This window comes from Streptomyces sp. NPDC090032, from assembly GCF_044748025.1.
GTDB lineage: Bacteria > Actinomycetota > Actinomycetes > Streptomycetales > Streptomycetaceae > Streptomyces.
In genome coordinates this window covers 44,344-71,268 of record NZ_JBIVFF010000003.1, presented here as the reverse complement: position 1 = coordinate 71,268, position 26,925 = coordinate 44,344, and the positions used below count along the sequence as shown (strand labels likewise).

The 26,925-nt window shown below is 71.1% G+C and carries 16 protein-coding genes and 3 tRNA genes; 9 read left to right on the top strand and 10 right to left on the bottom strand.

The features are described from left to right. Positions 1-141: 141 nt before the first annotated feature. Positions 142-3,816 carry a S8 family serine peptidase gene (locus ACIPWY_RS07310; RefSeq protein ID WP_401532436.1) on the bottom strand — a complete coding sequence of 1,225 codons (3,675 nt, stop codon included), beginning with the start codon at positions 3,814-3,816 and terminating at the stop codon, positions 142-144. Between the two features lie 267 nt (positions 3,817-4,083). Here ACIPWY_RS07310 and ACIPWY_RS07305 point away from each other — a divergent pair, with 267 nt between their 5' ends. Genes ACIPWY_RS07305 through ACIPWY_RS07290 form a run of 4 tightly spaced genes read left to right on the top strand, consistent with a single transcriptional unit; the run spans position 4,084 to position 11,736 of the window. After that, positions 4,084-4,428 (top strand): CU044_2847 family protein, encoded by a 345-nt coding sequence (locus ACIPWY_RS07305; protein ID WP_362899386.1) that lies wholly within the window; start codon positions 4,084-4,086, stop codon positions 4,426-4,428. Beyond that, on the top strand, positions 4,425-6,119 hold the full coding sequence (locus tag ACIPWY_RS07300) for a trypsin-like peptidase domain-containing protein (RefSeq protein ID WP_401532435.1): 1,695 nt from the start codon (positions 4,425-4,427) through the stop codon (positions 6,117-6,119). The genes ACIPWY_RS07305 and ACIPWY_RS07300 overlap by 4 nt, the downstream gene beginning before the upstream one ends. Before the next feature lie 54 nt (positions 6,120-6,173). After that, positions 6,174-7,193: a MoxR family ATPase gene (locus ACIPWY_RS07295; RefSeq protein ID WP_362899382.1), complete on the top strand. Its 1,020-nt coding sequence runs from the start codon at positions 6,174-6,176 to the stop codon at positions 7,191-7,193. Beyond that, the gene (locus ACIPWY_RS07290) at positions 7,183-11,736 is read left to right on the top strand and encodes an SAV_2336 N-terminal domain-related protein (protein WP_401532434.1); all 4,554 of its coding nucleotides are present in this window, start codon (positions 7,183-7,185) and stop codon (positions 11,734-11,736) included. The genes ACIPWY_RS07295 and ACIPWY_RS07290 overlap by 11 nt, the downstream gene beginning before the upstream one ends. 6 nt (positions 11,737-11,742) lie before the next feature. Here ACIPWY_RS07290 and ACIPWY_RS07285 read toward each other — a convergent pair whose 3' ends face one another. The 4 genes from ACIPWY_RS07285 to ACIPWY_RS07270 form a co-directional block, all read right to left on the bottom strand. Next, positions 11,743-12,396 (bottom strand): hypothetical protein, encoded by a 654-nt coding sequence (locus ACIPWY_RS07285; RefSeq protein WP_393705391.1) that lies wholly within the window; start codon positions 12,394-12,396, stop codon positions 11,743-11,745. Then, positions 12,389-13,906: a hypothetical protein gene (locus ACIPWY_RS07280; protein WP_401532433.1), complete on the bottom strand. Its 1,518-nt coding sequence runs from the start codon at positions 13,904-13,906 to the stop codon at positions 12,389-12,391. Before ACIPWY_RS07280 ends, ACIPWY_RS07285 begins: the two co-directional genes overlap by 8 nt. 12 nt (positions 13,907-13,918) lie before the next feature. Next, positions 13,919-14,380 carry a hypothetical protein gene (locus ACIPWY_RS07275; RefSeq protein WP_401532432.1) on the bottom strand — a complete coding sequence of 154 codons (462 nt, stop codon included), beginning with the start codon at positions 14,378-14,380 and terminating at the stop codon, positions 13,919-13,921. Positions 14,381-14,521: 141 nt separating this feature from the next. Then, complete coding sequence (locus tag ACIPWY_RS07270; protein WP_362900057.1) at positions 14,522-15,799, bottom strand: MFS transporter; 1,278 nt, start codon at positions 15,797-15,799, stop codon at positions 14,522-14,524. Positions 15,800-16,005: 206 nt separating this feature from the next. Here ACIPWY_RS07270 and ACIPWY_RS07265 point away from each other — a divergent pair, with 206 nt between their 5' ends. Continuing rightward, positions 16,006-17,043, top strand: a complete 1,038-nt coding sequence (locus ACIPWY_RS07265; RefSeq protein ID WP_362899374.1) for a rod shape-determining protein — start codon at positions 16,006-16,008, stop codon at positions 17,041-17,043. 607 nt (positions 17,044-17,650) lie between these two features. Here the strand turns inward: ACIPWY_RS07265 and ACIPWY_RS07260 are convergent. From ACIPWY_RS07260 to ACIPWY_RS07240, 5 genes are all read right to left on the bottom strand, one after another. Next, positions 17,651-18,559: a hypothetical protein gene (locus ACIPWY_RS07260; RefSeq protein ID WP_362899372.1), complete on the bottom strand. Its 909-nt coding sequence runs from the start codon at positions 18,557-18,559 to the stop codon at positions 17,651-17,653. 560 nt (positions 18,560-19,119) lie between these two features. Next, positions 19,120-19,644, bottom strand: coding sequence for a hypothetical protein (locus tag ACIPWY_RS07255; protein ID WP_362899370.1), 525 nt, complete (start codon positions 19,642-19,644; stop codon positions 19,120-19,122). Between the two features lie 1,039 nt (positions 19,645-20,683). Next, positions 20,684-20,757: transfer RNA gene (locus tag ACIPWY_RS07250), tRNA-Ile, on the bottom strand. Positions 20,758-20,943: 186 nt separating this feature from the next. Then, positions 20,944-21,016 (bottom strand) — tRNA-Asn (locus tag ACIPWY_RS07245). A 5-nt stretch (positions 21,017-21,021) separates the two neighbouring features. Then, positions 21,022-21,094, bottom strand: a tRNA-Asn gene (locus ACIPWY_RS07240). Between the two features lie 137 nt (positions 21,095-21,231). On the opposite strand from ACIPWY_RS07240, the gene ACIPWY_RS07235 reads away from it, so the two are divergent. The 4 genes from ACIPWY_RS07235 (at position 21,232) to ACIPWY_RS07220 (ending at position 26,861) form a co-directional block, all read left to right on the top strand. Further along, positions 21,232-21,540, top strand: a complete 309-nt coding sequence (locus ACIPWY_RS07235) for a YtxH domain-containing protein (protein ID WP_362899369.1) — start codon at positions 21,232-21,234, stop codon at positions 21,538-21,540. 85 nt (positions 21,541-21,625) lie between these two features. Further along, complete coding sequence (locus ACIPWY_RS07230; protein WP_362899367.1) at positions 21,626-23,065, top strand: FGGY family carbohydrate kinase; 1,440 nt, start codon at positions 21,626-21,628, stop codon at positions 23,063-23,065. Between the two features lie 137 nt (positions 23,066-23,202). Continuing rightward, positions 23,203-24,936, top strand: a complete 1,734-nt coding sequence (locus tag ACIPWY_RS07225; protein WP_362899365.1) for an ABC transporter ATP-binding protein — start codon at positions 23,203-23,205, stop codon at positions 24,934-24,936. After that, positions 24,936-26,861 carry an ABC transporter ATP-binding protein gene (locus tag ACIPWY_RS07220; protein WP_393705386.1) on the top strand — a complete coding sequence of 642 codons (1,926 nt, stop codon included), beginning with the start codon at positions 24,936-24,938 and terminating at the stop codon, positions 26,859-26,861. Before ACIPWY_RS07225 ends, ACIPWY_RS07220 begins: the two co-directional genes overlap by 1 nt. Positions 26,862-26,925: the final 64 nt, after the last annotated feature.

Genomic DNA, 26,925 nt, shown 5'->3' with positions numbered 1-26,925 from the left:
CCGCGGCCACTGCGCCCCACAAGAGCGTTCCCGCATGGCGGACAGCTACGTATCACTTGGTGGACGCGCAGGAATACGCGAAGGCCCGGTGCGGCAGGCTGCCGCACCGGGCCTTCGGTCAGAACATCCTTACAGAGCGGGCTACTTGACCCCCACCGCCCTGATGATCTCCTGCGTGACCTTGCCGCCGCGGTCGTCGCTCGCCGAGGCGCGCAGCGACACGTACTCCGCGTCGCCCGGCACCTTCAGCGTGCCCTTCCAGGACGCGCCGTGCCCGTCGAGCGCGACCTTCGTCCAGGTCTTCCCGTCGTCGTACGAGGCCTCCAGGCTGCCGCCACCGATCTTCCCGGTGTCCGGGGCACCCTTGACGTACTCGGAGAAGATGCCGACGGGGATCCGGTGTCCGCCGCGGACGTTGCCCGCGAGGTCGGTGTCCACGTCGAAGCCGAGGTTGAGCAGCGGCAGGAACGTGTAGCGGTCGGCGGGGGTCTCGGCGGACTTGAACGTCCACTCCGAGTGGCCCTTCGTCGACAGCTTCCAGCGGGCAGGGTCGAGCGTCGTGTCCGTGACGACCTTGTACGTGTGCTCGGCCGGGTCGGCGTCCCACACGTACACGCCGGAGCTCTGCTTCTTGTCCGCCAGCACCCCGTCGACGTACACGGAGGAGAACTGCGTCTGGGTGCTGTCGCTCCACACGTCGCCGAAGCCGGTGTGGTCGGGACCGGAGTCGCCCCAGCCGGGCACGTTGAACTGGAGGTCGTTGCCGGCGCGCTGCTGGCCCCAGCCGAGACCGGTGCCGAGCCACGGGTGCCAGACCGGCTTGAACCAGTCGAGCTCGGAGTGCTTGCCTCCCTTGTACGTGATGAGGCCGCTGCGCTGCTCCAGGTCGGTCGGGCCCGTCTGGACGGACTCGTGCCACTTCTGGCCGGTGCCGGTGGAGACGTAGTCGGTGCGCTCGGCCGGGTAGTCGATCTTCTCCAGGAAGCCGAGGCCGATGGGGAAGGTGTCGGTGATGGAGTAGCGGAACTCGCCGCCCTCCTGGGGCTTCACCGCGTGGAACTTGGCGTCCAGGACGGCCAGTTCGGACCTGCCGGGCCGGTAGGTCAGGTCGCCGCCCGGGACGGCTCCCTTGTGCTCGTCGGTGACGTCGTACACCCAGGGCGTGTTGCGGGTGCCGGTCATCGTGATGCTGCGGCGCGCCTTCGCGGCCGCGGCGAGCTTCGCGCCGTCCGCGGCGTCGACCGTGGCGATCTGGAGCGGCCGGTCGGTCTCGTCGTCCGTGCCGAACCAGGCGTTGAGCCTGCCTGCCGCGTCGTCGGTCACGAACAGCGCCTTGGCGCCCGCGTCCTGCGCGGCCTGGGCGAGTTCGGCCGGGGAGAGCGCGTCGGTGCGGCGGACGAGGACGGCCTTGCCGCGCACGTTCTTGCCGGCGTAGTCGGCGGGCGCGCCGGCCCCGGCGTCCACGACTGCGAGCTTGCTGCGGCCTTCGGTCAGGGCGCCGCCGGGCTGGAGGACGGCCTCGCGCAGGCCGTCCACCTGGAGCATGGGCTTTCCGAGGCGCCACACCGTGCGGTACTCGAAGGACCCGTCGGTGACCTTACGGGTGGGCGCCGCGAAGATGCTGTCGTACTTGACGGGCACCTGGACCGCGGTCATGTAGTCGGCGCCGCCCGCCTTGCGGTCGGCCTCCATGAGGAGCTGGCGGGTCTGGGTGGTCCGGCCGACGTCGGCCTTGACCTCCTTCAACTGCCGCCCGTCGAGGGTGATCTCGCGGTCCCGGTCGAGGTTGACCGCCGGGTCGGCGAGGTAGCCGAGCCCGAGGGAGTCCTTGCCGTGGCTGCCGCGCACGTCGAGGAACGTGTCCACGTAGTAGTTGCCCGGCTTCAGGCGCAGCTGGATCGTGCCGGAGTCACCGACGGACGCGGGGAGGGGGTCGGTGTCCTTCACGAGTTGCTGCACGCCGAGATACGCGGCCGTCGCGGCGCCGTCCCGGTCCTTCACGTGGACGGTGAGCGTGTACCGCTCCTCCTCCTTGACCAGGCCGAACGCGGTGTGCGCGACGGGCTTCCCGGCCACGGACGCGACGATCCGTCCGCTGGTGTTCCCGACGGCGGCCTTGGCGCCGTCGCCGGTCACGGTCGTGGAGGCGGTGCCGTGAGCGGGCACGGTCAGCTTGCTGTCGGCGAGCGAGACGACGCCGTCGGCCGCGCCCTCCGCCGCCAGCGTCAACTCCACGGCGCTGTCGGAGGAGTTGCTGTAGGTGACCGTCTTCGTGACGGGCTTGTTGCTGTCGTACGGCCACTTGTAGTAGCCGAGGTCGGCGCTGCCGGTCGCGGTGATGTCCGCGGTCACGGCGTCGGGCACGCTGACGCGTCCCGAGCCCAGGTCGTAGGCGGAGTCGGCGAGCTCCTCGGACGTCGACATCAGCCCGTCCTTGAGCTGCGCGCCCGTCCAGTCGGGGTGCTTCTCGGCGAGCAGGGCCGCGACACCGGCGACATGCGGCGTCGCCATCGACGTACCGCTCATGGTGGTGTACGGGCCGCTGCCGGAGACCAGCGAGGAGCGGGCGGCGAGGATGTCGACGCCGGGGGCGGACAGGTCGGGCTTGAGCCCGTTGTCCCCGAAGCGGGGGCCCTTGCTGGTGAAGTAGGCGGCCTCGTCGGCGGAGTCGACGGCGCCGATGGTGAGGGCGGAGTCGGCGGCGCCGGGCGAGCCGATGGAGCCGGGAGCGCCGGCGTTGCCCGCGGCGATGACGAAGAGGGCGCCGGTCTCCTTGGACAGCGAGTTCACGGCGGCGGCCATCGGGTCGGTGCCGTCGCTCGCCTCGGACGAACCGAGGCTCATCGAGACGACCTTGGCGTGGATGTCCTTGGCGGCCCACTCCATACCGGCGATGATCTGCGACTCGCTGCCGGAGCCCTCGTTGCTGAGGACCTTGCCGACGGCGAGGGTCGCGCCGGGGGCGACGCCCTGCTCCTTGCCGTCGGAGGCCGCGCCGCTGCCGCCCACGGTCGAGGTCACGTGGGTGCCGTGCCCGTTGCGGTCGGCGACCTCCTGGCCCTCGATGAAGGACTTGGACTCGGTGACGCGCGACGCGAGGTCGGGGTGCGTGGCGTCGTAACCGGTGTCGAGGACCGCGACCTTGACGCCCTTGCCGGTGAGCCCGGCCTCCCAGGCCTTCGGGGTGCCGATCTGCTCGTTGCTCTCGGCCATGTCGGCCTTGACGCGGCCGTCGAGCCAGATCTTGCCGATGCCGTCGGCGAAGGCCTTGCCCTCGGGAGCGGTCACGGCGTTCCAGAACGTGCGGCCCTTGCCGGCGTCCACGGCGGCGCCGCCGATGCTGGCGAGGGCGCGGGTGCGGTCGGCGCCCTTCGGGGTGCGCGCGGCGGAGCGGGCGCTCTTGCCCGCGTACGACACGATGAGCGGCGTCGCGTCGGCCTTGCTGTCGGCAAGCCCCTGACGTATCAGCTCACTCACGTCGAAGAGCCGCGAGTCCAGCTTTCCGGCCGTGAGGAAGGGGCGCGCCTCGTCCGGTACGACGGTGATCTTCCCGTCTCTCACCTGGGTCCTGACGGCGCCGGTCGCGCCCTTCGCGCGGTCGACGGTGACGGCCTTCTTGCCGCCGCCGAGGTCGGTGACGGTCACCTTGTCGCCGGTCACCAGGGTCACGGTGTGGGCGGCACGGGCGGCGGGCGTGGTGGCGCCGGCCGCCGGGGTGGTGGCGTCACCGGCGACGGCCTGCCCGCCCGGAAGCAGCGCTAGCGCGAGCCCGGCCGACAGCAGGGCCGCGCCCCGTCTCGCTGGTCCTCTGGTCATCGTTGCCTCTCTTCGTAAGCCTCGGGCTGGGGGTGTGACCCGAGCACTGCGAAGAGTGTGAAGTGCCCACTGTTACGGCGACATTGACGGAACCTGGCGGGAAGCTGCCCTGGCGCCTTCCCGCCAGGAGGCGATCCGGGGCGATCGGAACGTGATCAGGGCGTGGTCCGGACGCGGCATCCGGTTGGAGCTGACAGCCCCAACTCCCCTCGTCCACAATGGCATCAGGCATGTGCCACACGTTTCGACCGGTTTCACGGGGGCGGCATGGACGGTTTGGTGGAGTACGAGACCGAGGGCGGCGCGCCCGTCGTCTTCGAGGCGTCCGACGAGACGGGGAACGGGGTGCGGCTCGTCTCGCGCGGGGGCCTGCCCACGGCGCAGGCGGTCGGCACGTTCGAGTCGGCGCTCGACGGGGCGCGCTCGGCGGCCGAGTCGGCACTGCGGGTCTTTCGCGAGGGGCCGCTCAAGCCGGACGGCGTGGAGATCGAGTTCGGCGTGAAGATGTCCGCCGAGGCGGGCGCGGTCATCGCCAAGGGCACGGCCGAGGGCCATCTGGTGGTGAAGCTCAGCTGGTCGGCGGCGGACCGCACGGCCACGGACGGCGCGTGAACAGCGCGCAGTGGCACGCCAGGATCGAGTGCGGGCGGCAGATCGGGGCGGGCTTCCTGGTGACCGGCCGCAAGGTCGTGACCTGCGCCCATGTGATCGCGGACAGCGGCGCCGCGCCCGTCACGGTCACGTTCCCGCACCAGACGGGCGCGGCCGCGGTGCCGGCGCGCGTCGTGTCGCACGGCGGCTGGGGCGGCCGCCCCACCGACCCCGGCGACCTCGCCGTCCTCGAACTCGACGAGGACGCGCCGGTGGCCCCGGCCGCCTTCGCCCCGGCGGACGCCGCGTTCGGCGAGCCGCCGCGCAAGCTCGTCGCGTACGGCTTCCCGCGCGGCTACGACGAGGGGACGCTCGCCGAATACCGCGCCACCGCAGCCCAGTTGATCGGCGGCGAGTGGATCCAGCTGGAGGCGTGGAACGGGCACGGCCAGCCGCTGGAGGCCGGTTTCAGCGGCGCCGCGGTGGCGCTCGCCGGCACCGGCGAGGTCGTCGGCATGGTCACGGCCACCGGCGGGCGCGGCGTGCGCAACGGCCGGATGCTGCCCACCCACGTCATGGCCCGCTACTGGCCCGAGCTCGGCGGGCGGCTGCCCGCCCCGGCCCACGAGGACGCGGACCGGGACCGGCTGCGCGTCCTCGTCGAGAAGGCGGCGCACACCGGCCTGGACTGCTCCCCCGAGCGCCTCTACCTCGACGCGGCGGGCCCGTTCGGCCCGCCCGTGCCGCCCGGGGGTTTCCACTCCCTGTGGGCCGCCGCCTGGTACGTCCTGTGCGAGCTCGACGACCCGGAGTCGGTGACTCGCTTCGCGGACCGGCTCGACGCCCTGATCGACGCGCCGCGGGCCGCTGCCGCCGCGCGCCACGCCCCGCCCGACTGGTCGCCGATCCTCGTCGAGATCGACCGCAGCGGGGCGGGCGGCGACCAGGTGGTGGTCGAGGTGTCGGCGTACAGCGCGGGCCGCCGCCACCCGGTGGACTCGCGCACTCTGGCGCAGGGCGAGCTGCGCCCGTACGTCCGCGAGCGCATCGACGAGGCCTTCGCCCATCTCGCCCCGGACACCGATGAGTTGATCGCGTTCGCGCTGCCCCGCGAGTGGCTCAACTGGCCCGTCGACCAGTGGGAGAGCGGCCCCGACGACCCCACGCCGCTCGGCTGCTCGTACCCGCTCGTCGTCACCGACCACGCGCGGCGCAGGGGCGGCCTGCGGCACCGGCTCACCCGCCGCTGGCAGGGGATCGAGGCGGGCGCGCACGCGCAGGTGCACCGCGTCGAGTGCGGCTGCGGCGAGGACCCGAGGAAACTGCGGCTGCGGCTGCGCGAGGCCGCTGTCGCGGGGTTCGCGGCGCCGCCCGCGGCCGGACACTCCCGCCCCCGCTTCGACACCGCGCTGACCAAGCCGGTGCCGGTCCTGCTGTGGCCGCGCTCGGGCTGCGGCGGCGAGCACGCGGGGGCGGGCAAGGGGGACGGCGACTGTGCGGGCTCGGCTTTCCTGAATGCGATCGGCCCGTACGTGTCCGGGGTGACGCCCGCCGAACTGCCGCGCCACATCCTCTCGTTGCGCGAGAGTGCCGACGCGGCGGACGACCCGGACGGACACTGGGCGAGGGACGTCCAGCTCCTGTGGGACGACCCGCGCTGCTTCCCCGACCCGCACGCCACGACGGCCCACCTGGGCTCTCCCGTCGCCTGACCGTCACCCGAAGACCGACCACCCACCACGCCGCCCGTTACGGAGATCCGGATCATGCCCCTGTGGCCCGTCTACACCGGTACGACCGAGCCGCACGACGGCATCGACCAGCTCCCCGCTCCCCCGCCGTGGCGTGCCTTCGACGGCGGGCCCGCGCTGCCCACGCCCTCCGACGGCGACGACACGGCGGCGGTCTCCCCCGACCGCGTGCACCGCGCCCAGACCTACCGGGCCACCCCCGAGAGCGTCCAACTCGTCAACGCCGCTCTCTACTTGCGCCGCCCCCTCCTCGTCACGGGCCCGCCCGGCACCGGCAAGTCGTCCCTCGCCTACGCGGTCGCCCGTGAGCTGCGCCTCGGCCCGGTCCTGCGCTGGAACATCACGAGCCGCAGCACACTCGCCGACGGCCTGTACCAGTACGACCCGCTCTCACGCCTCTACGCGGCCCGGGGCGCGGACCGGCCCCTGACGGGCGGCGACACCGGGGTCGAGGACCATCTGCGCCTCGGCCCCCTCGGCACGGCGCTCCTCCCCTACACCCGCCCCCGCACGCTGCTCATCGACGAGATCGACAAGAGCGACCTGGACCTGCCCAACGACCTCCTCAACATCCTGGAGGAGGGTCAGTACGAGATCCCGGAGCTGGCCCGCGCCGCGCGGCACGTGCCGGAGGGCCGCGCGCAGGTGATGGCGCACGGCACGGACGCGCGGGTCCCGGTCGTACGCGGCCGGGTGCGCTGCCGCGCGTTCCCGTTCGTCGTCCTGACCAGCAACGGCGAGCGCGAGTTCCCGCCGGCGTTCCTGCGCCGCTGCGTCACGCTGCGCCTGCGCCGCCCCGACGAGACCCACCTCGCGCAGATCGTCCGCGCCCACCTCGGCGAGCCCGACGAGCACGCCCGGCCCCTGATCGCCCGCTTCCTGGCCCGCGCGGGCAGCGGCGAACTGGCCACGGACCAGCTCCTCAACGCGATCTATCTGACGGGCGCGGCGGGCCTGGACGAGAACTCCCGGGACGAGCTGGCGGAGCGCCTGATGCCGTATCTGAGCCGGGCGGCCGACCCCGATGCGCACTGACCTCGACCGACTCGCCGACCTCGCAGCCGCCCTGACGGCGGCGTCGGGCGGCACGGCACCGACTCCGGTGGAACTGGCGGAGCTGCTGTGGCTGGCGGGGCGGCTGGAGGACGCCGACCGTCACCGCGAGCCGGAGGCCGACGCCCCGCCCACCGGCGCTCCCCCGGCTCCCGCCCCGGAAGCAGCACCGGCCCCACACCCCCAGCACCCCGCACCCGGCCCGCCCCCGAAGGCACCCGCCCCCGCGCTCCCGCCACCCCGAAATCCCGACCGGGTGCCCCTGTACATGGACCGGGCGGAGGACCTCGGCGCGGACCCCCCTGCCACCCTGCTCGCCCCGGCACCGCCCATGCTGCGCCACCCGCTCCCTCTCCAACGGGCCCTGCGCCCCCTCAAGCGCAGCGTCCCGTCGCTCACGGGCGGCAGGGTCCTGGACGAGCGGGCCACCGCCGACCGCATCGCCCGCCTCGGCGCGCACCCTTCGTCCTGGGTGCCCGTCCTGCGTCCCGCGCCCGAGCGGTGGCTGCGGCTGATCCTGCTCCACGACACCGGCCCGACGATGCCCGTCTGGCGGCCACTGGTCCGCGAACTGCACGCCGCGCTCGCCCAGTCGGGCATCTTCCGCACCGTCACCGTGCACCGCGCCACGCCCGACGGCCGCGTCGGGCATCTGGCCGTACCGCACGACGGCCGCACGGTCGCTCTCCTGCTGAGCGACTGCACGGGCCCGCAGTGGCGGCAGGGCGAGGCGGGCCGGCGCTGGTTCCGCACGCTCCACACCCTCGCGTCGCGCATGCCCCTCGCCGTGATCCAGCCGCTGCCCGAGCACCTCTGGCACACCACGGCGCTCCCGGCCCGACCGGGCCTCCTCACCGCGCCGCACGGCGCCGCCCCGCTCTCCTCACTCGGCTTCGCCCCGTACGACAGCGGCGAGCCCGGCCCGCCCCCGCATCCCGACGCGGTGCCCCTACCGGTCCTGGAACCCGCCCCGGCCTGGCTGGCGAACTGGTCCCGGCTGACCGCGACCGCGGGCGGCGTCCAGGTTCCGGGCGCGGCGGCCTGGCTGCCCCCGTCACCGGCCACGGAAGAGCCCCGCGAGGACGTCGCGTCGCTCAGTCCCGAGGACCTCGTCCTGCGGTTTCGCGCGACGGCGTCCCCACAGGCCTTCCGCCTGGCGGGCCACCTGGCGGTCGGAGTCCCGCACCTGCCCGTGATGCGCCTGGTCCACGCGGCCCTGGAGCCCGAACCGCGCCCGCAGCATCTGGCCGAGGTGATCCTCAGCGGCATGCTGGCCACGACCGAGGGACCCCCGGGCTCGTACGTGTTCCGGGACGGCGTACGGGACCTGCTGCTGCGCTCCCTGCCGCGCACGGCCCGCGGGCGGACGTCCGAACTCCTGGGCCGGGTGGGCGCGTTGATCGACGAGCGGGCCGGGGTGGCGGCCGGGGAGTTCCGGGCATCGACGCGGGGGGCGGACGGGGAGGAGTTCGCGACGGTCGGCCGGGAGACCGTCCGGCGCATGTCCGGACGCGGGCGGGCACTGGGCGACCGGTACCGGCTGGTGCGCAGGCTGCAGCCGAACGGGACCGTGTGGGAGGCGCGCGACCTGGACCTGGGGCGCACCGTGGCGGTCAAACTGCACGGGCCACGCAACGAGGAGCCGTTCCTGCGGGCGGCGCGCATCCTCTCGCGCATAGACCATCCGAACGTGGTGGAGGTGCACGACTACGGGGTCGATGACGGTGTCCCGTACGTGGTGATGGAGCTGCTGGACGGCGTCGCGCTCAACACGCTGGCCGCCCCCAACGGCTACCGACTGCCGCCGGCGCTCACCGCGTCGGTCACCCGCCAGCTCGCGGCAGGGCTCGGCGCGGTCCACAGCGTGGGAATCACACACGGCGGCATCGGCATGACCCGCGTGGCCCTGCTGCCCGACGGGACCGTCAAGCTCACGCTCTTCGATCCGGGGGCAACCGGCGGAACGACCGGGGGCGTGGCAGACCTACGGCAACTCGGGCGCATGCTGGGGATGCTGATCCCGGCAGACGGACAGGGACCTCTCGCGGAGTACGGCGCCGCCGCGGCCGGTCTCACCCAGGGCGACCCGGCCGCGCTCAGCCGCGCTGCGGGGCTGCCCGCCCCGTCCGTCCCGAAGGGGCACTTCGGCCTCCTCGGCCCGCTCACCCCGGGCTCCGTCCCCCTCGACGGCCCTGCCCGTGCGATGTTCTGCATGCTGCTCCTCAAGCCGGGCCGCCCGGTCACGCTCGCCGAACTCATCGAGGGCATCTGGTCCGCCGCCGAACGCCCGGACCACCCCGAGGCCGAACTCGGCCGGTGCGCCGCCCGGATCCGCGACGCCCTGTCCGGCATCCTCGCCACCCTCCCGGACGGCTACGCGCTGCACACCAGCACCCATCACGTGGATGTGGTGGAGTTCCAGACCCTGGTCAGGGCGACGGACTCGGAACGCACGGACAACAATCCTCAGCACGCCCTCTCCAACATCGACCTAGCGCTCTCCCTCTGGCGCGGCACTCCCCTCGACGGAGTCCCCGGCCCCGCCGCCCACACGGCCCGCACCCGCCTCACCCAGCTCCACCTCACCCTCCTGCGCACCCGCGCCGAACTCGACCTGGACCTCGGCCACCTCGAGCGCGCCGCCGCCGACCTCGCGGTCCTCGTCCACGACCACCCCTCCCGCGAGGACTTCCGCCGCCTCCAGATGATCGCCCTGCGCCAACTGGGCCGTATCGATGAGGCGTTGGAGGCATATGAGGAGTACGTAGCGCTCGGCGGCCGTACGGGTCCCGCTCTGGCGGAGCTGCACCGCGACCTGCTGGCGGCACAGGGCGACGCGCGGGCGGCGGCCCGCGCGCATGCGTCGGTCACGTTCCGGTTCGCCGAGGAGCCCGTACATCCGGACGCGCACACCACGCTCGGCCGGACCGTGGCGCTCCTGATCGGCGAGGCGGGTCTCAGCGCCCGCGAGCACGGCCTGCTGCCCCGCCCGGACGGCCACGAGGTCCTGGTGAAGACGGAACTGGCGGCGCACCAGCTGCTGATGGCGACCCTGGACCACCTGCAGGCCCTTCTGTGGGAGGTGCCGGGCTGCCCGCGTCTGCTCGTGACGTTCTGGCCCACCGCAGGGCCGGACCGGCCGGACGCCGACACCCTGCGCGCCGACCTCGACACCGCCGACGCGGACGCGGTGATCGCCGTCGCCCCCGCGCTGCGCGCCACACTCCCCGAGAGCGCGTCCGCCGCCGGTACAGCGGCCACGACGTACTGGCGCTGGTTCCAGCACCTGCCGCAGACCGTGGTGGAGGACAGCACGCAGCACCCCGTACGCGGGCCGCTGCCGATGCCCCCGGACGGCGAACCACCGCGCCCCGCCCACGCACACGACGTCGTCGTCTACCGCCGCCCGGACCGCAGCCTCACCCTCACCCCGCCCGACGCGACCGAACTGACCTGGGACTACTACGAGGTCGACGTCACCCAGACCAGCCTGTTCGTCGACGTGGGCCCCGGCGCGCGGGTCTCCGTCCGCGTCACGGACCCCATGGAGGCCGTGCTCCACGCCGACCTGGACCTGACGGACGAACTGACCGACCGCCTGGACACGGAGCTCAGGCGTCCGGCCGCCCCCCTGGACCGGGCGGAACTCGAACGGCGGCTCGCGAGCCGCCCCCTGCCCGGCTACGCGGTCCGCTGGCGCCTGCTCGACACCGATCCCTCGCCCGGCCCCCGTACCCTGAGCTTCACCGAGGCGCTCGACGTCGCGGAGTCCGAGGACGTGCACGCTCTCGACCTGACCCTCGGCATGCAGACGCGCCGCGCCCCGTCCCTCGCCGACACGCTCGCCACCGCCGAGGCGTTCCTCCTGGGCTTCGACGGCCCGCTCCTCCAGCTCTACGCCGGCACCCGGGCGGCCCGGGACGCGGCCAGGGAACTCACCGAACTGGCCACCGAACTCCGCGACCCGGACGAGACGTTGTCCGGCGACCCCCTGCTCGCCGTCGCCACGCCCATGGAGGTGGACGTGCACCCCCTGGACGTCCTGCGCACCTTCGCCCGCCACCGCCGCCTCGCCCAGCCCCTACGGGAACGCCTCGACGCCATCGAACTGCGCGCCCTGCGCACGGCACGGCCCACCCGCGACGCGGACCTCCTGATCCGCACGCTCAACTCCAGCGGCCGCCCGGTGTCCGTGGTCAGCGACGTGTCACCGCACGTCGTCTCGGCCCACCTCCAGAACCGCGCCCTCGCCGTCCGCACCGGCGTCCACGGCCGCTCCGACGACCCCCGCCTCCTGATGCCGGACCCGGACGCCCTGCACCGCGCCCTCCGCCGGCTGGGCTCCCCCACCCCGCAGGGCGTCCTCATCGGCTCGTCCCCCGCGGAGCTGGCGGCCGCCCGGACGACAGACCTCCCTTTCATCGGCTACGCCCCGAACCGCCGCACGGCCACACGCCTGACCGACGCCGGCGCCCGCCACGTCGTCCACAACCTGACGGAACTGCTCGACGCGATGCACGGCTGACGCCCTTCAGGCCCCGGTCGGCGCCACCGGCAAGGGACTGATCCCCGGCTCGAAGTACGACCGCACGTAGATCCGCGTCCGCTCGCCGGAGTACCGGTGCGCATAGAGATCGACACAACGCCTGAGACCGACGCCGTTGGGATCTTTGGTATCGCCGGGGCAGAAGCCGCCGATGAGCATGCCTTTGACGATCGACTCGGGCTCCGGAAGCCCCAGGTGCCCGAACTCGCCCGGCCTGCCCTTGGACCCGGGAAGACTCTCGTTCGGAATCCACTTCGAGCCCTTCGGGTGGAGCGGTTCCAGATAGGCGTCCGCCTCGGCCCTGGGCAGCGTGAAGACAAGGAGCCCGGTATCGAAGCGCGAAGTGATCTTGTACCCGGCCCGCCGATCCGTGGCCTGCCCGGGAACCTTGAGCCCGACCTGCTCACTCATCCACCCGGGAGTGATCCCCCCGGCCCACTTCGGCTTCTCGCTCTCACTCTCGGCCGGCATCTTGTCGGCCCCGGGCCCGAGCAGGTAGTAGATCCCACCCCCCAAAGCCCCGAGGACGACCAGCACCAGACCCACCACCCAGGCGACGATCCGCCGCCGACGCCGCTGCGCCGCCGCGCCACCGCCGGGATCACCCGCGGGCCCCGGAAAGCCGTAGATGTCACTCACGCTTGGCGGCCCTTTCCGTCGTCTCACTCGTACGGTCCTGCTGCTGCTCACGCGTCGGGTTCACCCGCTCGTCCGGGCGGTCGTAGTCGGGCCCCGGCAACGGATCGTCGTTGGGCGCCGATGTTCCCAGGTCGTAATGCTTGACGGTGCTGCTGCCGCGCATGTCGAACTCCCGCGCAAGGCCCGCCCGGTGCAGTTTGGCCATGTCGCCGTCCGGGATGTCCAGCGGACCGACGTTGACTCCCTTGCCCTGGTCCCAGTTGTACCGGTCCCAGACGTTGGCCTGATAGTCGACGGAGATCTTGGGGTTGCCGTTCGCGTCGGGTACGGCGGTCACCACACCCGTCACGTTCGAGTTGGCGCCGCCCACGGCGTAGAACCAGTTGGAGTCGCGGTCCTCGGAGAAGTAGAAGCCTTCGTCCGCCTTCGCGTCGACGGGGATCGCCACGGGCTTACCCCCGTTCTTCCTGAACTCCTCCAGGGCCTGATCGCGCCAGTCATCCTGCCTCGACCGCACGATCGTGGCGACATACCTCTCGAAGTCCGGCACATCCTTCATCATCTTGTCCACCGGCAGCCTCATGTCGCTGCCGCTGTTCCCCAGGTAGTGCGCCATGTGCCGCGACGCGTCGGTCATGCCCTGCCAGTCGGCGCCCTCCACCAGCAGTTCCATCTTCTGCTTGGTGACCCAGTCGCCGAAGCCCGCCGACTGCGACCCGTGGCGCCCCGCGCCCCCGTCCGCGGCGACCTGCGGCGCGGTGGGACTCATGATCCCGGCTTCCAGCAGGTCGTCCTTGTGTGCCAGCCAGAGCTTCGCCCGCGCCTCAGGGCTCAGCGACTCCCACAGCCTCCGCAGTTCTGCCCGCTCCTTCGGATTCGCGTCCTCACCGCGCTTGGCGAGCTCCGTGGCGCGCGGCAGCTGCTCCTCGTCCAGTGACGTGTACGTGGCGTGTCCCGCGTTGTACTGGTCGTTTCCGTGGCTCTTGCGTAACGCGCGCTGCGCCGCGGCGTCGACTTCGGCTGCGTGCGTGACAATCCCCGTCAGTGTGTCCGCGTACCACTGAAGGCGGTCCTGGGTGCGCTGGTTGGGGCCCTCGGGGGTGCACATCGCCTCCATGACCTTGACCGTGCCGTTCGGTCCGTCGGCCACGATGAAGGCGGGGTCAGGCGGGTCGTGGGAGGGGTCGCCCTTGCCTGCCGATTCGGTGAGGGTCCTGGCCTGCTGCTGGTAGCGCGTCAGCTCGGCGTGCGCGTCGGTCAGCACACCGGCGATGCTCCGGGCCTCCAGGTGAAGGTCCGTGAACTCCTTGGCCGTCTTGCGTACGAAGTCCTTGGTCACCGTCGCATTGACGCCCTGCCAGTGGGCCGTGTCCGACTTCTTGACCAGGCCGTCGCGGACGTCCGTCATGAGCTTCGACAGTTCGCCGGCCATCGTCGTCCAGTCGGACGCCGCGGTGCCGAGCTTCCCGAGGTCCATGCCCATGAGATCCGAGTAGGAGAGGTGCCCCATGAAGACCGCCCCCTACTTGAAGTAGTCGTTGAGCGCGGACACCGGAAGGGGCCCGGTACGGCCTCGGACATCGGCGGCGATCAGAGCATCGTCATTGGCGTGCATCTTCTTGCTGTAGTCCAGGTGGTTCGAAATGTGCCCGCACGCCTGGAGAACGGACTTCACCTGCGAGGTCCACATCTCCACCGTCGTCTCCAGCTCGGAGCCCAGCGTGAAGTGGTGACTCTTCAGCGCGGCGGCCGCGCGCATCGTGGACCCGGCCCCGTCCTTGTCCGCCCCGACACCCGCGATATCGGCCTTCTTGGCAAGCTCGCCGTGCAGGACGAACGCCTCGTGCCCCACGGCACCGAGGTCGTCCTGCCGGACCACGAGGTCCCCGTCACCGCCCGCGCTGCCCGCCTCGTTCAGCTGCGTCCGAGCGGCCTGCCGCTGAGTAGCGGCGCCCTTGCTCTGCTCCCACTCGTCCCAGGCCATCTGCATCCCCCGTTGCGCCGTCGATCGTTCCGGGCGCACCGGTCACAGCGCACCCCCGACCTGCGCCAACTTACCAAGCCTTTACCAAGTGCCCCGGAGGTCAAGGGAGTTCGTTACGAACCGGGGACGCCCCGGCAGTCCTCACGCCGAAGGTCTCCTGCCGTCGTAGCTCAGGAACTTGCGCCACTTCAGGGCGAGGAGCAGGACCGCCACCACGCACGCCGCGCCACCGCCGGTGATCGCCACCGCGGGGGACGCGAGGTCCGCCGTCGAGCCCGCGACGAAGTCACCGAGGCGGGGGCCGCCCGCGACGACCACGATGAAGACGCCCTGAAGGCGGCCCCGCATCTCGTCGGGGGCCGCGACCTGGAGCATCGTGCCGCGGAACACCATGGAGACCGTGTCCGCGCAGCCGGCGAGCGCGAGGAAGAAGAGGCCTAGCCAGAGATTTCGGGTGAGGCCGAAGACAGCGATCGCGAGGCCCCACCCGCACACGGCGAGGACGATCGCCAGGCCGTGCCGGTGCACGCGGCCGAGCCAGCCCGAGAACACCCCGCCCAGCAGCGCACCCACCGCGGGAGCGGCGACGAGCAGGCCGGTCGTCCGGGCGTCCCCGCCGTACCAGAGCAGCGCGACGGCCGGGTACAGCGCCCTCGGATACGCGAGGACCATCGCGCACATGTCCGTGAAGAAGGTCATCCGGAGGTTGGGGCGCCCGGCCAGGAACCGCAGGCCGTCCACGACGGAAGCCCGCTTGCGCCGCTCCCCCTGAGGCGCGTCCGGCAGCATCGCCGGCAGCCGCCACATCGCGTACAGCGCCGCCGAGAAGGTGACCGTGTCGATCAGGTACGCCGTCTGGTAGCCCCACAGGCCGACCACGACGCCGCCCAGCATGGGGCCGACGAGCGTGCCGGCCGTGGTGGTCATGGAGTTGAGCGCGTTCGCGGCGGGCAGCTGCTCCGGCGGCAGCAGGCGCGGGATCATCGACGTGCGTGCCGGGGAGTTGAGCGCCGCGCACATCGCCTGGAGGGCCACGACCGCGTAGAGCAGCCACACGCGGTGGTAGCCGGCGAGCGCCGCGACAGCCAGGGCCACGGACAGCGCGCACGAGCCGGACGCGCTGTACAAGCCGAGCTTGCGCCGGTCCATCGTGTCCGCGATGGCACCCCCGTAGAGGCCGAAGACGACCAGCGGCACCAGCGAGAACAGGCCGACCAGACCCACGGAGAAGCTGGAGTGCGTGATGTCGTACACCTGGAGGGACACCGCGAGCGCGGTCATCGCCTGGCCCGTCCAGGACACCGTGTTGCCGATCCACAGGCGCCGGTAGTCGACGGAGATACGCAACGGGGTGAGATCGGCGAGAATCCGCCGGCGACCACCCGGCACGGGGTCCGTCACCTGGGCGGGAGCGGATATCGCAGGGGTCTCGGAGGCGTCTGCCTGGTCCGGCGAGGACGGGGTGCTGGTCACACGGGATGCTAACAACGCCCGGCAAGACCACCCGTCCGGCGGAACCCCGCCCGGCTCATTCCAGCGCGCGCCCGGCGCCGCCCCGCCGCAGGATTTGTAGGAGGGCCGTCATTTGCCGCCCGTCACGGTCCGCGCTCTCGGGAGGATCTGCCATGACCGTCAGTCTGGAGCAGTTGCGCCGCTGCCATCTCGCCGTCGACCTGGGGGCCGCGCGGACCCGGGTGTTCGTGAAGGGTGTGGGCCTCGTCGTCGACGAGCCGAGCGCCGCCGCCGTCAACACCCGCACCGGCGCCCTGATCGCGGTCGGCGAGCTCGCCGAGAAGATGACGGGCCGCACCCCCGACTACATCCGCGTCATGCGGCCCGTCTCCGGCGGCACGGTCGTCGACATCGACATGGCCCAGCGCATGCTGCGCCACCTCCTCGGCGAGAAGCTCCGCCGCGCGCTGCGCCGCAAGCCCCGGCTGCGCGCCGCCGCCTGCACTCCGCACGACGCCGACCCGCTCGCGCAGCGCGCCGCCGTCGAGACGATGGTCGGGCTCGGTGCGCGCCGCGTCGAGCTTGTCGACACCCTCATCGCCGCGGCGGTCGGCTGCGGCCTGCCCGTCGAGCGCCCCGAAGCCTCGATGATCATCGTGTGCGGTGCGGCCACGACGCAGATCGCCGTCCTGTCCCTGGGCTCGATCGTGACCGCCGAGCGCATCCCGGTCGGCGGCGACGCCATCGACCACGCGGTGGTCCAGCACCTGCGCCAGCACCACGAACTGATGCTCCCGTCCCAGTCCGTACGTCCCCTGCAGATCGCCCTCAGCGGCAACGGCCTCACCCCGCACGGCCCGGAGTCGACGGAGATCCACGGCCGGGACGTGGCGACGGGCCTGGCCCGCTCGGTGCAGGTCGACACGGCTGCCGTGCGGCATGCGATCCACACCCCGCTGACCGCCGTCCTCGACGGCATCGGCAGGGTCCTGCGGGACTGCCCGCCCGACCTGGTGGCCGACGTCGCCGACCGCGGCATCATGATGGTCGGCGGCAGCGCGCTGCTGCCCGGCTTCGACCAGATGCTGCGCGACGCCACGGGCGTGCCGGTCCACATCGCCGAACGTCCGGACGTGTGCGCGGTCCTCGGTCTCGGAGCGATGCTGGAAGGGAAGATCCAGCCGCTCACCCTCAGCCCGCTGGCCGGCTGAACCGGGCGGCAGGGTTCGACGAGGCGCGGCGACGTCCTTCGGTATCGGGTGTCGCGGCGCCGAGCCACGACGTTCATCGTGCCGCGTGGTGGTGAGCCCGCCCTCCCCGTCACTTCACCCATGTCTCGTCTTCGAGACGAGCGCTGTGCACCGTCACGCCGGCCTGAGAGCGGAGTTCGACGAGGTCGGCATCACTGCGGGCGATCCCGGCGACGTGCCCATGGATTGCCGCTCGCCGACCCCCGGTGGGGGTGGGCGGTGCACGGCTGTCGGCGTGGACTCCATACGGCGAACGGTGCTATGGGCCGGCCCGTCCCGCGCGCGTGGGCTCCGGTGGGAACGTTGCGCTGTTCGCGTGTCCGCACACATCAGCACTGAGGCGAGGCCGCGCCGCGACCGGTGCCGGGGAACGGCCTCGCCGGCCACTCTCAGCTCGGCCGAGGGGCCAGACGGAGCACGTCGAGGGGCCCGGTCCAGGAGCTACGGGCCTTCGCGCTCGACGTGCGGAAGTCAGTGATCGAGCCAGGAAAGGGCAGCCACTCGGTCGCCCCCGTACAACTCGTCGTTCAAGCCCGGACACACCGTCATGTCATGAACGGCTGAATCGTCACAGTCGCCCCGCCAGACCGGACAGCTTCGAGAGAAACGACTGAGACGTTGCCGAGAGGCGGTTTTCGTCACGCCTTCCCGAGTCCGGACCACGTGAGGTCTCGAATGGCAACGCGGGCTGCCAATGCTGTTCGAAGCGCCCCGCCGAACCCTGCTCGCAGAACTCGGGCTGAAACGAGGACGGGCGACGAGCGAACTCTGTCGAAGCGTGACTCGGTGACGCCAGGTGATTCGCCACGAGGTAGATGAGCGTGGCGACCGAGTCCTGATCCACGACCACCGTACGACCACTGCCCACCGGCGCCGCGGGTGCCGCGGGTGCCGATCTCCTTGGATGCGTTCTCGGCGCGATCGGAACGGTCTGCTCACGCCGCCCGAACTCGCCGGCCAGCGGAAGACCGGCTGCGCTCACCCTTGAGGGAATGGGACGAATGCCGAGGGAGTCCCTGTGCTCTTCGATGTAGTCGAACTGTTGGTAGAAGCCAGACAGTTGAGACCTGTTCGTCTCGAACCCCTCGACGATCTGCTCTTTGCCGCGCACGAGTTCGCGATGCATTTCCCCGTAAGCGCTGCCCAGCTTGATGGAGTCCTCGCCGCGATCAGTCAGGCCGCTCGCGTAGGGGGCGGCGATGGCCAGCGCGGCCAGGCCCGACATCCCGGAGATGAGAACCTGCGCCGTGAGCATCGAGGACTCGGCGAGCAAAGGCCAGGCCAGAAGGCCGGTGAGGAGGCTGACGCCCCCAGCGGCGACGCCGTAGAGGCGCTCCTTGCGCACCAGGCGGACGGCTTCGCGCGGCATCCTTCTTGCCCAGTATTCGGAGCTGTCGATGGTCTCTTCAAGCCTCTGCGAGACTGCTGCGGTGGCCGGAGTCTTCGATTCCCTGAGCGAGCGGTGCGGCATGTTCATGCATCCCTCAAATCCAAAGAGGCGGATTCGGTGTCACGGATCGACGGAGCAGAGCGGTCCGCGGCCTGGTGAGCGCTCAGCCCGTGCACGGTCGGCCGTCCCACCCACTGGAATGCGCCATATGGCCGACGACAGCGGATGCGACTTCGACAGCTGATTTTCCGAAGGATTGAACGTAAGCGCGGGCGCGCAGGATCGCCCGCGCTTACGGCCGCCTGAGGAATCCGTTCCTTTCCGTCGAGCGAGTCGACACGGAACGGTGCGAAGCCCTTCAGGCGGCCGGACCCTGTGAGGCATCCCCATTCGGAAGCAACGGTTCGAGGCCCTCCGTCTGACCTCGATCGAGCCCGAAGAACTGGACATACATCGGCGCGCCTTCGACGATGCGCGACATGCCCATGGGAGCGCCCGAGATCACCTTCATACCGGCACGGACGTGAGGTGATCCGTGCAAGCATTAAGCCATCTCGGGCGTGGCGTGCCCGACTGGGATAAGCTTTTGTTGATTGCCCCGGCCCGATTCCGACGGGCCGGGGCCTCAACTATTCCTGCCGCAGTTGTTACCAGCTACCCTTGCCGCCGCCGTAGCCGCCGCCACGGTGGTCCTCGACGACACGGAAGCTGCCGACGACGCCGTTCTTGACGAAGACGCCACCACGGACGCGGTGGGGGTAGACGCTGTTGCTGGTGCTCCACGGGCCGACCGTGGCAATGGGAGACCCATTGTCGCAGGTCGCGCCGCGGAAGACCTCAACAGTCTTGCGGCTGTCGTTGCGGACGTTGAAGCTGTTCGATCCCAGACCGCTGACCACGGTGATGCAGCCGTCAGACTCGGACGAGTAGGACCGCTCGTTGAAGTGGATACGACCCTCGTGCCGGTAGCCGCCGCCGCCGTGGCCGTAGTCGTTGTCTTCCTTCTCCTTGCCCTGGCCAGAGTCGCCACCGAGGGGCGCCGCCGCCTGACGAACAGCCGGAGCAGCCGGGGCGGCCTCCGTGCCAGCAGCAGCGGCGTAGTTGATGCCGGTGGCGGCGAGGGCTGCAGCGCCTGCAATAGCGGCGGTGACAGCAATGGAGCGCTTGCTCATGTCAGTTTCTTCCTTCTCGGAGAGATCGGCCGGACAGCCGCTCTGTGAAGGAAGATACATAAATCAACCCAGACATCGCTTATCGGACATGCTGAAAATGCGAGAAATCGGCCGTCCGGGTGTACGTCCACGGAGGCACCCCGCCGGCCACGGCATCCTCATCGAGGCTCAATTACCCAGTCACACACGGAAGTTGATGCCTCATGAGCTCCGCCCGGGGGCTCGCTGACAACTCCTCAAATTTCTGATGGCGTGTCGCGGATTCGGTGTGGCGCGCCTTCGCTCGTGTCGCTCGCCGGTTGGGTCGGGTCTCGTCGACGCCGCCGTCGCCGCCCGAGATCCTCAGATCGCGTGCGTAGCGCCGACCGCCCCGCCCGGCGGGGCGGTCCAGGAAGGGCAGCCGGTTCAAGCCGTGGCGAACCAGGACGCAGGGGCTGCCGGGCCGGTCGCAGTGGCCGCTTGCGCCCTCGACTCGCCGGCGGGCCCGTTTGCAGGCGGTGGGGCGCGAGACGCCCAAGACATCGCCTACGGGGTACGCGCCACGCCGCAGATCCCCGAGGCAGCCCGGCAGGCCGACGTCGCCCCCCTTCGCCCGCGGCGCACGACAGTCAGACGGCGCACGACAGTCAGGTGGCGTTTGGGCCGTTGGAGCACAGAGGCGGCCGGACTCCGACCCTCTCGGCGTGATCACCCTGACCGGGCGGGGCGAGGGCGGTGGCGCCGACGCGGCGTGAAGTGGGTACGCGCTCACTGCGCCGCGAACGATCTGGAGCCGCTCCGGGTCGAGGGCTTCGCTAGGCGCCGCCGACCGGCCTGCCATCCACGCCGGGCAAGGGCAACACGCCGAGCCTCGAACAGGCGCCTGAAGGCGTCCCAGGGCTCCCTTGCCCCCGGATCCGGCGCAGCGTCCCCCTGCGCGTCCACCCCGCGTCCACCGGATCCTGGTAAACGGGTGACAGAAGGCCCGTCGCCGTTTAGGTGACGGGCCATCAGGTTACGTAACGGCAGGTCGTATCGTTTCCTCACCGACCTGCTTGGGTGGGGCGGGTGGGACTCGAACCCACGGCCGACGGATTATGAGTCCGCTGCTCTAACCGGCTGAGCTACCGCCCCGTTACGGCGTGGCGCGTACAGATGTACGCGCCGTCTGCCGCAGCATAGCCGCTCATACGATCTCCTGCTCCGGATGGTCGGCCTTGCTCGACGTAGAGGACTTCGCGCGCCCTCGGACGGTTCCACCTGGTGCGGAAGACGACACGAAAAGACCCCCGGGGGTTCCCCGGGGGTCTTGTCCGTCAGCTCTCCCGACTGGACTCGAACCAGTAACCTGCCGATTAACAGTCGGCTGCTCTGCCAATTGAGCTACAGGAGATCGAGCTCCCCCGACTGGACTCGAACCAGTAACCTGCCGATTAACAGTCGGCTGCTCTGCCAATTGAGCTACAGGGGAATGTCTCGTTGCACCGAACGCATCTACCTGGGGACTTGCCAGGGGGCGTGCGCTCGCTGCGACACATACATTAGCGCAAGCAGGGGGGTGCTCCGCCAATCGGTTCCCCCGGTGATCACAAGGGAAGGGTGACAGCCATGCGCTACAGGCTCACATTCGTCGCCGGTCTGGCCCTGGGATACGTGCTCGGGACCCGGGCCGGACGGGAGCGGTACGAGCAGCTGAGGAAGTCCGCCCGCACGTTCGCGCAGAACCCTGCCGTCCGGAACACGGCGGAGTCGGCGGCCCAGCAGACCCGCCAGTTCGCGGGCAAGGCCCTGCACTCGGTGAGCGAGAAGGTCGAGAGCCGGGTCCCCGACTCGGTGGCGGGCCGGGTGCGCTCGCTGCGGGAGCGCGGCCAGGGCGGCGACGACCTCGCGGACGACTGGGGCACCAGCAACACCTGAGCGCCACGGCCCTGGCCGGAGCGGCTCTTCGGCCAGGGCCCGGCCCGCGGGACGGGGCCGCCGCGGAGTGCGGCAGAATTCAGTCATGGGGATAGTCGCTGGGCTGGACAGTTCGCCCGATTTCACTCGGATCGTGGTCTGTGACGCGGACTCCGGTGCCGTGCTCAAGCAGGGCTATGCCCCGCACCCGCTCGAATCCGTCGAGGGCGGCGGCCGGCCCGCCGATGTCGATCCACAGGCGTGGCTCCTCTCGCTCGGCGAGGCCGCGGGCGGCGGGCTGCTCGAAGGCGTGCAGGCCATCGGGGTCTCCGCGCAGCAGAACGCGCTGGTGCCGCTGGACGCGCAGGGCAACACCGTGCGGCCCGCGATGCCCGGGGGCGACAAGCGGACGCAGGTCTCGGCCGCGGATCTCGTCGACCGCCTCGGCGGGCGTGAGGCGTGGGCGCAGGCCGTCGGGTTCGTGCCGCAGGCCGCGCATCCGGTGACGAAGCTGCGGTGGCTGGCGAAGCACGAGCCGGAGGCCGCGCAGCGGGTGGCGCTCGTACTGCAGGCCCACGACTGGCTGGTGTGGCAGCTCCTCGGCCGGCCCTCACGGCGGACCACCGACCGGGGCGGGGCCTCGGGCACCGGCTACTGGTCGGCGGCGAGCGGCTCGTACCGTCCCGACCTGGTCGAGCTGGCGCTCGGGCACCAGGCGATGCTGCCGGAGGTGCTCGGCCCCGGGGACGCGGCGGGCACCACTCCGGAGGGGCTGATCATCTCGGCCGGTACGGGCGAGACGATGGCCGCGGCGTTCGGGCTCGGGGTGCGGCAGGGCGACGCCGTGGTGTCGCTCGGCGCCTCGGGGTCGGTCATGACGGTGCATCACGAGGCGCTCGTCGATCCGTCCGGGACGATCACCTCGCTCGCCGACGCGACCGGGATGCATCTGCCCGTCGTCCATACGCTCAATGCGGTGCGGACCCTGCGGGGCACGGCCGACATGCTCGGCCTCTCCGGGATCGAGGAGCTGTCCGACCTGGCGATGAAGTCGACTCCCGGGTCCCACGGCCTGGTCATGCTGCCGTATCTGGAGGGCGAGAAGACGCCGAATCTGCCGCACACCGCCGGCACGCTGAGCGGGCTGCGGCGGGAGTCGATGAAGCCGGAGCATCTCGCGCGGGCCGCGTTCGAGGGCATGCTGTGCGGGCTCGCGGACGCCATGGACGTACTGCGGGCGCGTGGGGTCGAGGTGCGGCGGATCTTCCTGCTGGGGGCGGCGGCCGAGCTTCCGGCGGTGCAGGCCGCGGCGCCGATGCTGTTCGGGACGCAGGTCGTGGTGCCGCAGCCCGCGGACTACGCGGCGCTCGGCGCGGCGCGGCAGGCGGCGTGGGCGCTGAGCGGGCGGCTGCCGCAGTGGCAGGGCGCCGCCGCGCAGGTGCTGGAGCCGGGTGACGAACTGCCCGTCGGGCAGGCGGTGCGGCAGCAGTTCACCGCCGTGCGGGAGCAGACCCACCCCGGAGCCTTCGATTCCGCGGGCGCGTGACCGTTTCGCCCCGTTCCGCATGGGTTACTTGGTGTGCTCTTGGCTAAATCGCTTGAGGTAACGCGGGTGGAGTGTCGGACGATGGGGGTCGTGCACCACTGACCCCCCTCATGACGGCCGACATCGAGAGACCGAGCGTGCTCATACGACTCCTTCGGACCTACCTCAGTCCGTACAAGAAACCCATCGGCGTGTTGGTGCTGCTGCAGTTCCTGCAGACCTGCGCCGCGCTCTATCTGCCCACCCTCAACGCGGACATCATTGACAACGGTGTCGTGAAGGGGGACACGGGCTACATCCTGACTTTCGGCGCCATCATGGTCGCGGTCACCGTGGTCCAGATGGTCTGCAACATCGGCGCGGTGTACTACGGCGCCCGCACCGCGTCCGCGCTCGGGCGGGACGTCCGGGCCTCCGTGTTCGACCGCGTGCAGTCCTTCTCGGCGCGCGAGATGGGCCAGTTCGGGGCGCCGTCCCTGATCACCCGCACGACGAACGACGTGCAGCAGATCCAGATGCTCACGCTCATGACGTTCACGCTGATGGTGTCGGCGCCGATCATGTGCGTCGGCGGCATCGTCATGGCGCTGGGCCAGGACGTGCCGCTGTCGGGCGTGCTGCTCGCCGTGGTCCCGGTCCTCGGGATCAGCGTCAGCCTGATCGTGCGGCGCCTGCGCCCGCTGTTCCGCACCATGCAGGTGCGGCTCGACACGGTGAACCGGGTGCTGCGCGAGCAGATCACCGGCAACCGCGTCATCCGCGCCTTCGTGCGCGACGACTACGAGAAGGCGCGCTTCCGCGAGGCAAACGCCGATCTGACCGAGGTCTCCCTCGGCACCGGCAAGCTCCTCGCGCTGATGTTCCCGATCGTCATGACCGTGGTGAACGTCTCGTCGATCGCCGTCGTCTGGTTCGGCGCGCACCGCATCGACAGCGGCGGCATGCAGATCGGCGCGCTCACCGCGTTCCTCGCCTATCTGATGCAGATCGTGATGAGCGTCATGATGGCCACCTTCATGTTCATGATGGTGCCGCGCGCCGAGGTCTGCGCCGAGCGCATCCAGGAGGTCCTGGCCACCGAGTCCAGCGTCGTGCCGCCGTCCGCGCCGGTGCGGGAGCTGCGCGACCACGGCCACCTCGAGATCCGGGACGCGGGCTTCCGCTATCCGGGGGCCGAGGAGCCCGTGCTCAAGGCCATCCAGGTCACCGCACACCCCGGCGAGACGACCGCCGTCATCGGCTCGACCGGCAGCGGCAAGTCCACCCTCCTCGGCCTGGTGCCGCGGCTGTTCGACGCGACCGACGGCGAGGTCCTGGTGAACGGCGTCGACGTGCGCACCATCGAGCCCGCGCTGCTCGCCAGGACCGTCGGGCTCGTGCCGCAGAAGCCGTACCTCTTCGCGGGGACGGTCGCGACGAATCTGCGGTACGGCAATCCGGACGCGAGCGACGAGGAGCTGTGGCACGCCCTGGAAGTGGCGCAGGCCAAGGACTTCGTGAAGAAGCTGGAGAGCGGGCTCGACTCCCCGATCTCGCAGGGCGGCACCAACGTGTCCGGCGGTCAGCGCCAGCGGCTCGCGATCGCGCGGACCCTGGTGCAGCGGCCCGAGATCTATCTCTTCGACGACTCGTTCTCCGCGCTCGACTACGCGACGGACGCCGCGCTGCGGGCCGCGCTGGGTCACGAGACCGCCGAGGCGACCGTGGTGATCGTGGCCCAGCGGGTCTCCACCATCCGCGACGCGGACCGCATCGTGGTCCTCGACGAGGGCCATGTCGTGGGCACGGGCACCCATCACGAGCTGATGGCCGGCAATGAGACGTACCGGGAGATCGTTCTCTCCCAGCTGACGGAAGCGGAGGCGGCCTGATGGCGGGGCCAGGCGGGCGGATGATGGCCGGGGGTCCCGACCAGCGTTCGATGGACTTCAAGGGCTCGGGCAAGCGGCTCATCAGACAGTTCAAGCCCGAGAAGACGACGATGTACGCGATGATCGCGTGCGCCGTCCTGAGTGTGGGCCTGTCGGTGCTGGGCCCGAAGATCCTGGGCCGGGCGACCGACCTGGTCTTCGCGGGCATCATCGGGCGTCAGATGCCCGCCGGAAGCAGCAAGGCGCAGGCCATCGAGGGGATGCGGGCCAAGGGTGACTCCGGGGTCGCCGACATGCTCTCCGGGATCGACTTCACGCCCGGCCAGGGCATCGACTTCGGGGCCGTGGGCTCCGTGCTCGGGCTCGCCCTCTGTACGTTCCTGGGGGCCGGGCTGCTGATGGCCGTGACGACGCGGCTGTCCAACCGGGCGCTCAACAGGACCGTCTTCCGGATGCGCGAGGACATCCAGGCGAAGCTGTCGCGCCTTCCGCTGTCGTACTTCGACAAGCGGCAGCGCGGTGAGGTCCTCAGCCGCGCCACGAACGACATCGACAACATCGGGCAGACGCTCCAGCAGACGATGGGGCAGCTCATCAACTCGCTGCTCACGATCATCGGCGTGCTGGTGATGATGTTCTGGATCTCGCCGCTGCTCGCGCTGGTGGCGCTGGTGACGGTGCCGCTGTCGTTCCTGATCGCGACGCGCGTCGGCAAGCGCTCGCAGCCTCAGTTCGTGCAGCAGTGGAAGACCACCGGCAAGCTGAACGCGCACATCGAGGAGATGTACACCGGCCACAACCTGGTGAAGGTGTTCGGGCGTCAGAAGGAGTCGGCGCAGGCGTTCGCCGAGCAGAACGACGCGCTGTACGAGGCCGGGTTCAAGGCGCAGTTCAACAGCGGGATGATGCAGCCGCTGATGTTCTTCGTGTCGAACCTGAACTATGTGCTCGTCGCCGTCGTGGGTGGCCTGCGGGTCGCCTCGGGTTCGCTGTCGATCGGTGACGTGCAGGCGTTCATCCAGTACTCGCGCCAGTTCTCCATGCCGCTGACGCAGGTCGCCTCGATGGCGAACCTGGTGCAGTCCGGCGTCGCGTCGGCCGAGCGGATCTTCGAACTGCTCGACGCGGACGAGCAGGAGGCCGACCCGGTGCCGGGCGAGAAGCCGGATCTGCTGCGCGGGCTCGTCGAGTTCGAGAACGTGTCGTTCCGCTACGAGCAGGACAAGCCCCTCATCGAGGACCTGTCGCTCGCGGTGGAACCGGGTCACACCGTCGCCATCGTCGGCCCGACGGGCGCCGGCAAGACGACGCTGGTCAATCTGCTGCTGCGCTTCTACGAGGTCACCGGCGGGCGCATCACCCTCGACGGGGTCGACGTGGCGAAGATGTCGCGCGACGAACTCCGTTCCGGCATCGGCATGGTGCTTCAGGACACGTGGCTGTTCGGCGGCACGATCGCGGACAACATCGCGTACGGCGCGGCGAAGGACATCACCCGGGAGCAGATAGAGGAGGCGGCGCGGGCCGCTCACGCGGACCGGTTCATCCGGACGCTGCCCGAGGGCTACGACACCGTGATCGACGACGAGGGGTCTGGGGTCAGCGCCGGTGAGAAGCAGCTCATCACCATCGCGCGCGCGTTCCTGTCGGACCCGGTGATACTCGTCCTCGACGAGGCGACGAGCTCGGTCGACACCCGTACCGAGGTGCTCATCCAGAAGGCGATGGCGCGGCTCGCGCACGGCCGGACCAGCTTCGTCATCGCTCACCGGCTGTCCACGATCCGCGACGCCGACACCATCCTGGTGATGGAGAACGGGGACATCGTGGAGCAGGGCACCCACGATGCGTTGCGCGCCGCGGGCGGGGCGTACGAGCGGTTGTACGAGGCTCAGTTCGCGCAGGCTGTGGCTGAGGTGGAGTAGGCGCGCCATCGGGGTTCGCGGGGGCTGTGCGTGCGGGTTGTTCGTAGCTTGGCGCGCAGTTCCC

Bases quoted from the DNA above. Each gene is read 5' to 3' on its own strand.
- ACIPWY_RS07255 (WP_362899370.1), bottom strand. From the start codon at position 19,644: ATGAGCAAGCGCTCCATTGCTGTCACCGCCGCTATTGCAGGCGCTGCA.
- ACIPWY_RS07265 (WP_362899374.1), top strand. From the start codon at position 16,006: ATGACCGTCAGTCTGGAGCAGTTGCGCCGCTGCCATCTCGCCGTCGAC.
- ACIPWY_RS07220 (WP_393705386.1), top strand. From the start codon at position 24,936: ATGGCGGGGCCAGGCGGGCGGATGATGGCCGGGGGTCCCGACCAGCGT.
- ACIPWY_RS07260 (WP_362899372.1), bottom strand. From the start codon at position 18,559: ATGAACATGCCGCACCGCTCGCTCAGGGAATCGAAGACTCCGGCCACC.
- ACIPWY_RS07230 (WP_362899367.1), top strand. From the start codon at position 21,626: ATGGGGATAGTCGCTGGGCTGGACAGTTCGCCCGATTTCACTCGGATC.
- ACIPWY_RS07290 (WP_401532434.1), top strand. From the start codon at position 7,183: ATGCGCACTGACCTCGACCGACTCGCCGACCTCGCAGCCGCCCTGACG.
- ACIPWY_RS07310 (WP_401532436.1), bottom strand. From the start codon at position 3,816: ATGACCAGAGGACCAGCGAGACGGGGCGCGGCCCTGCTGTCGGCCGGG.
- ACIPWY_RS07235 (WP_362899369.1), top strand. From the start codon at position 21,232: ATGCGCTACAGGCTCACATTCGTCGCCGGTCTGGCCCTGGGATACGTG.
- ACIPWY_RS07280 (WP_401532433.1), bottom strand. From the start codon at position 13,906: ATGGGGCACCTCTCCTACTCGGATCTCATGGGCATGGACCTCGGGAAG.
- ACIPWY_RS07275 (WP_401532432.1), bottom strand. From the start codon at position 14,380: ATGGCCTGGGACGAGTGGGAGCAGAGCAAGGGCGCCGCTACTCAGCGG.
- ACIPWY_RS07305 (WP_362899386.1), top strand. From the start codon at position 4,084: ATGGACGGTTTGGTGGAGTACGAGACCGAGGGCGGCGCGCCCGTCGTC.
- ACIPWY_RS07295 (WP_362899382.1), top strand. From the start codon at position 6,174: ATGCCCCTGTGGCCCGTCTACACCGGTACGACCGAGCCGCACGACGGC.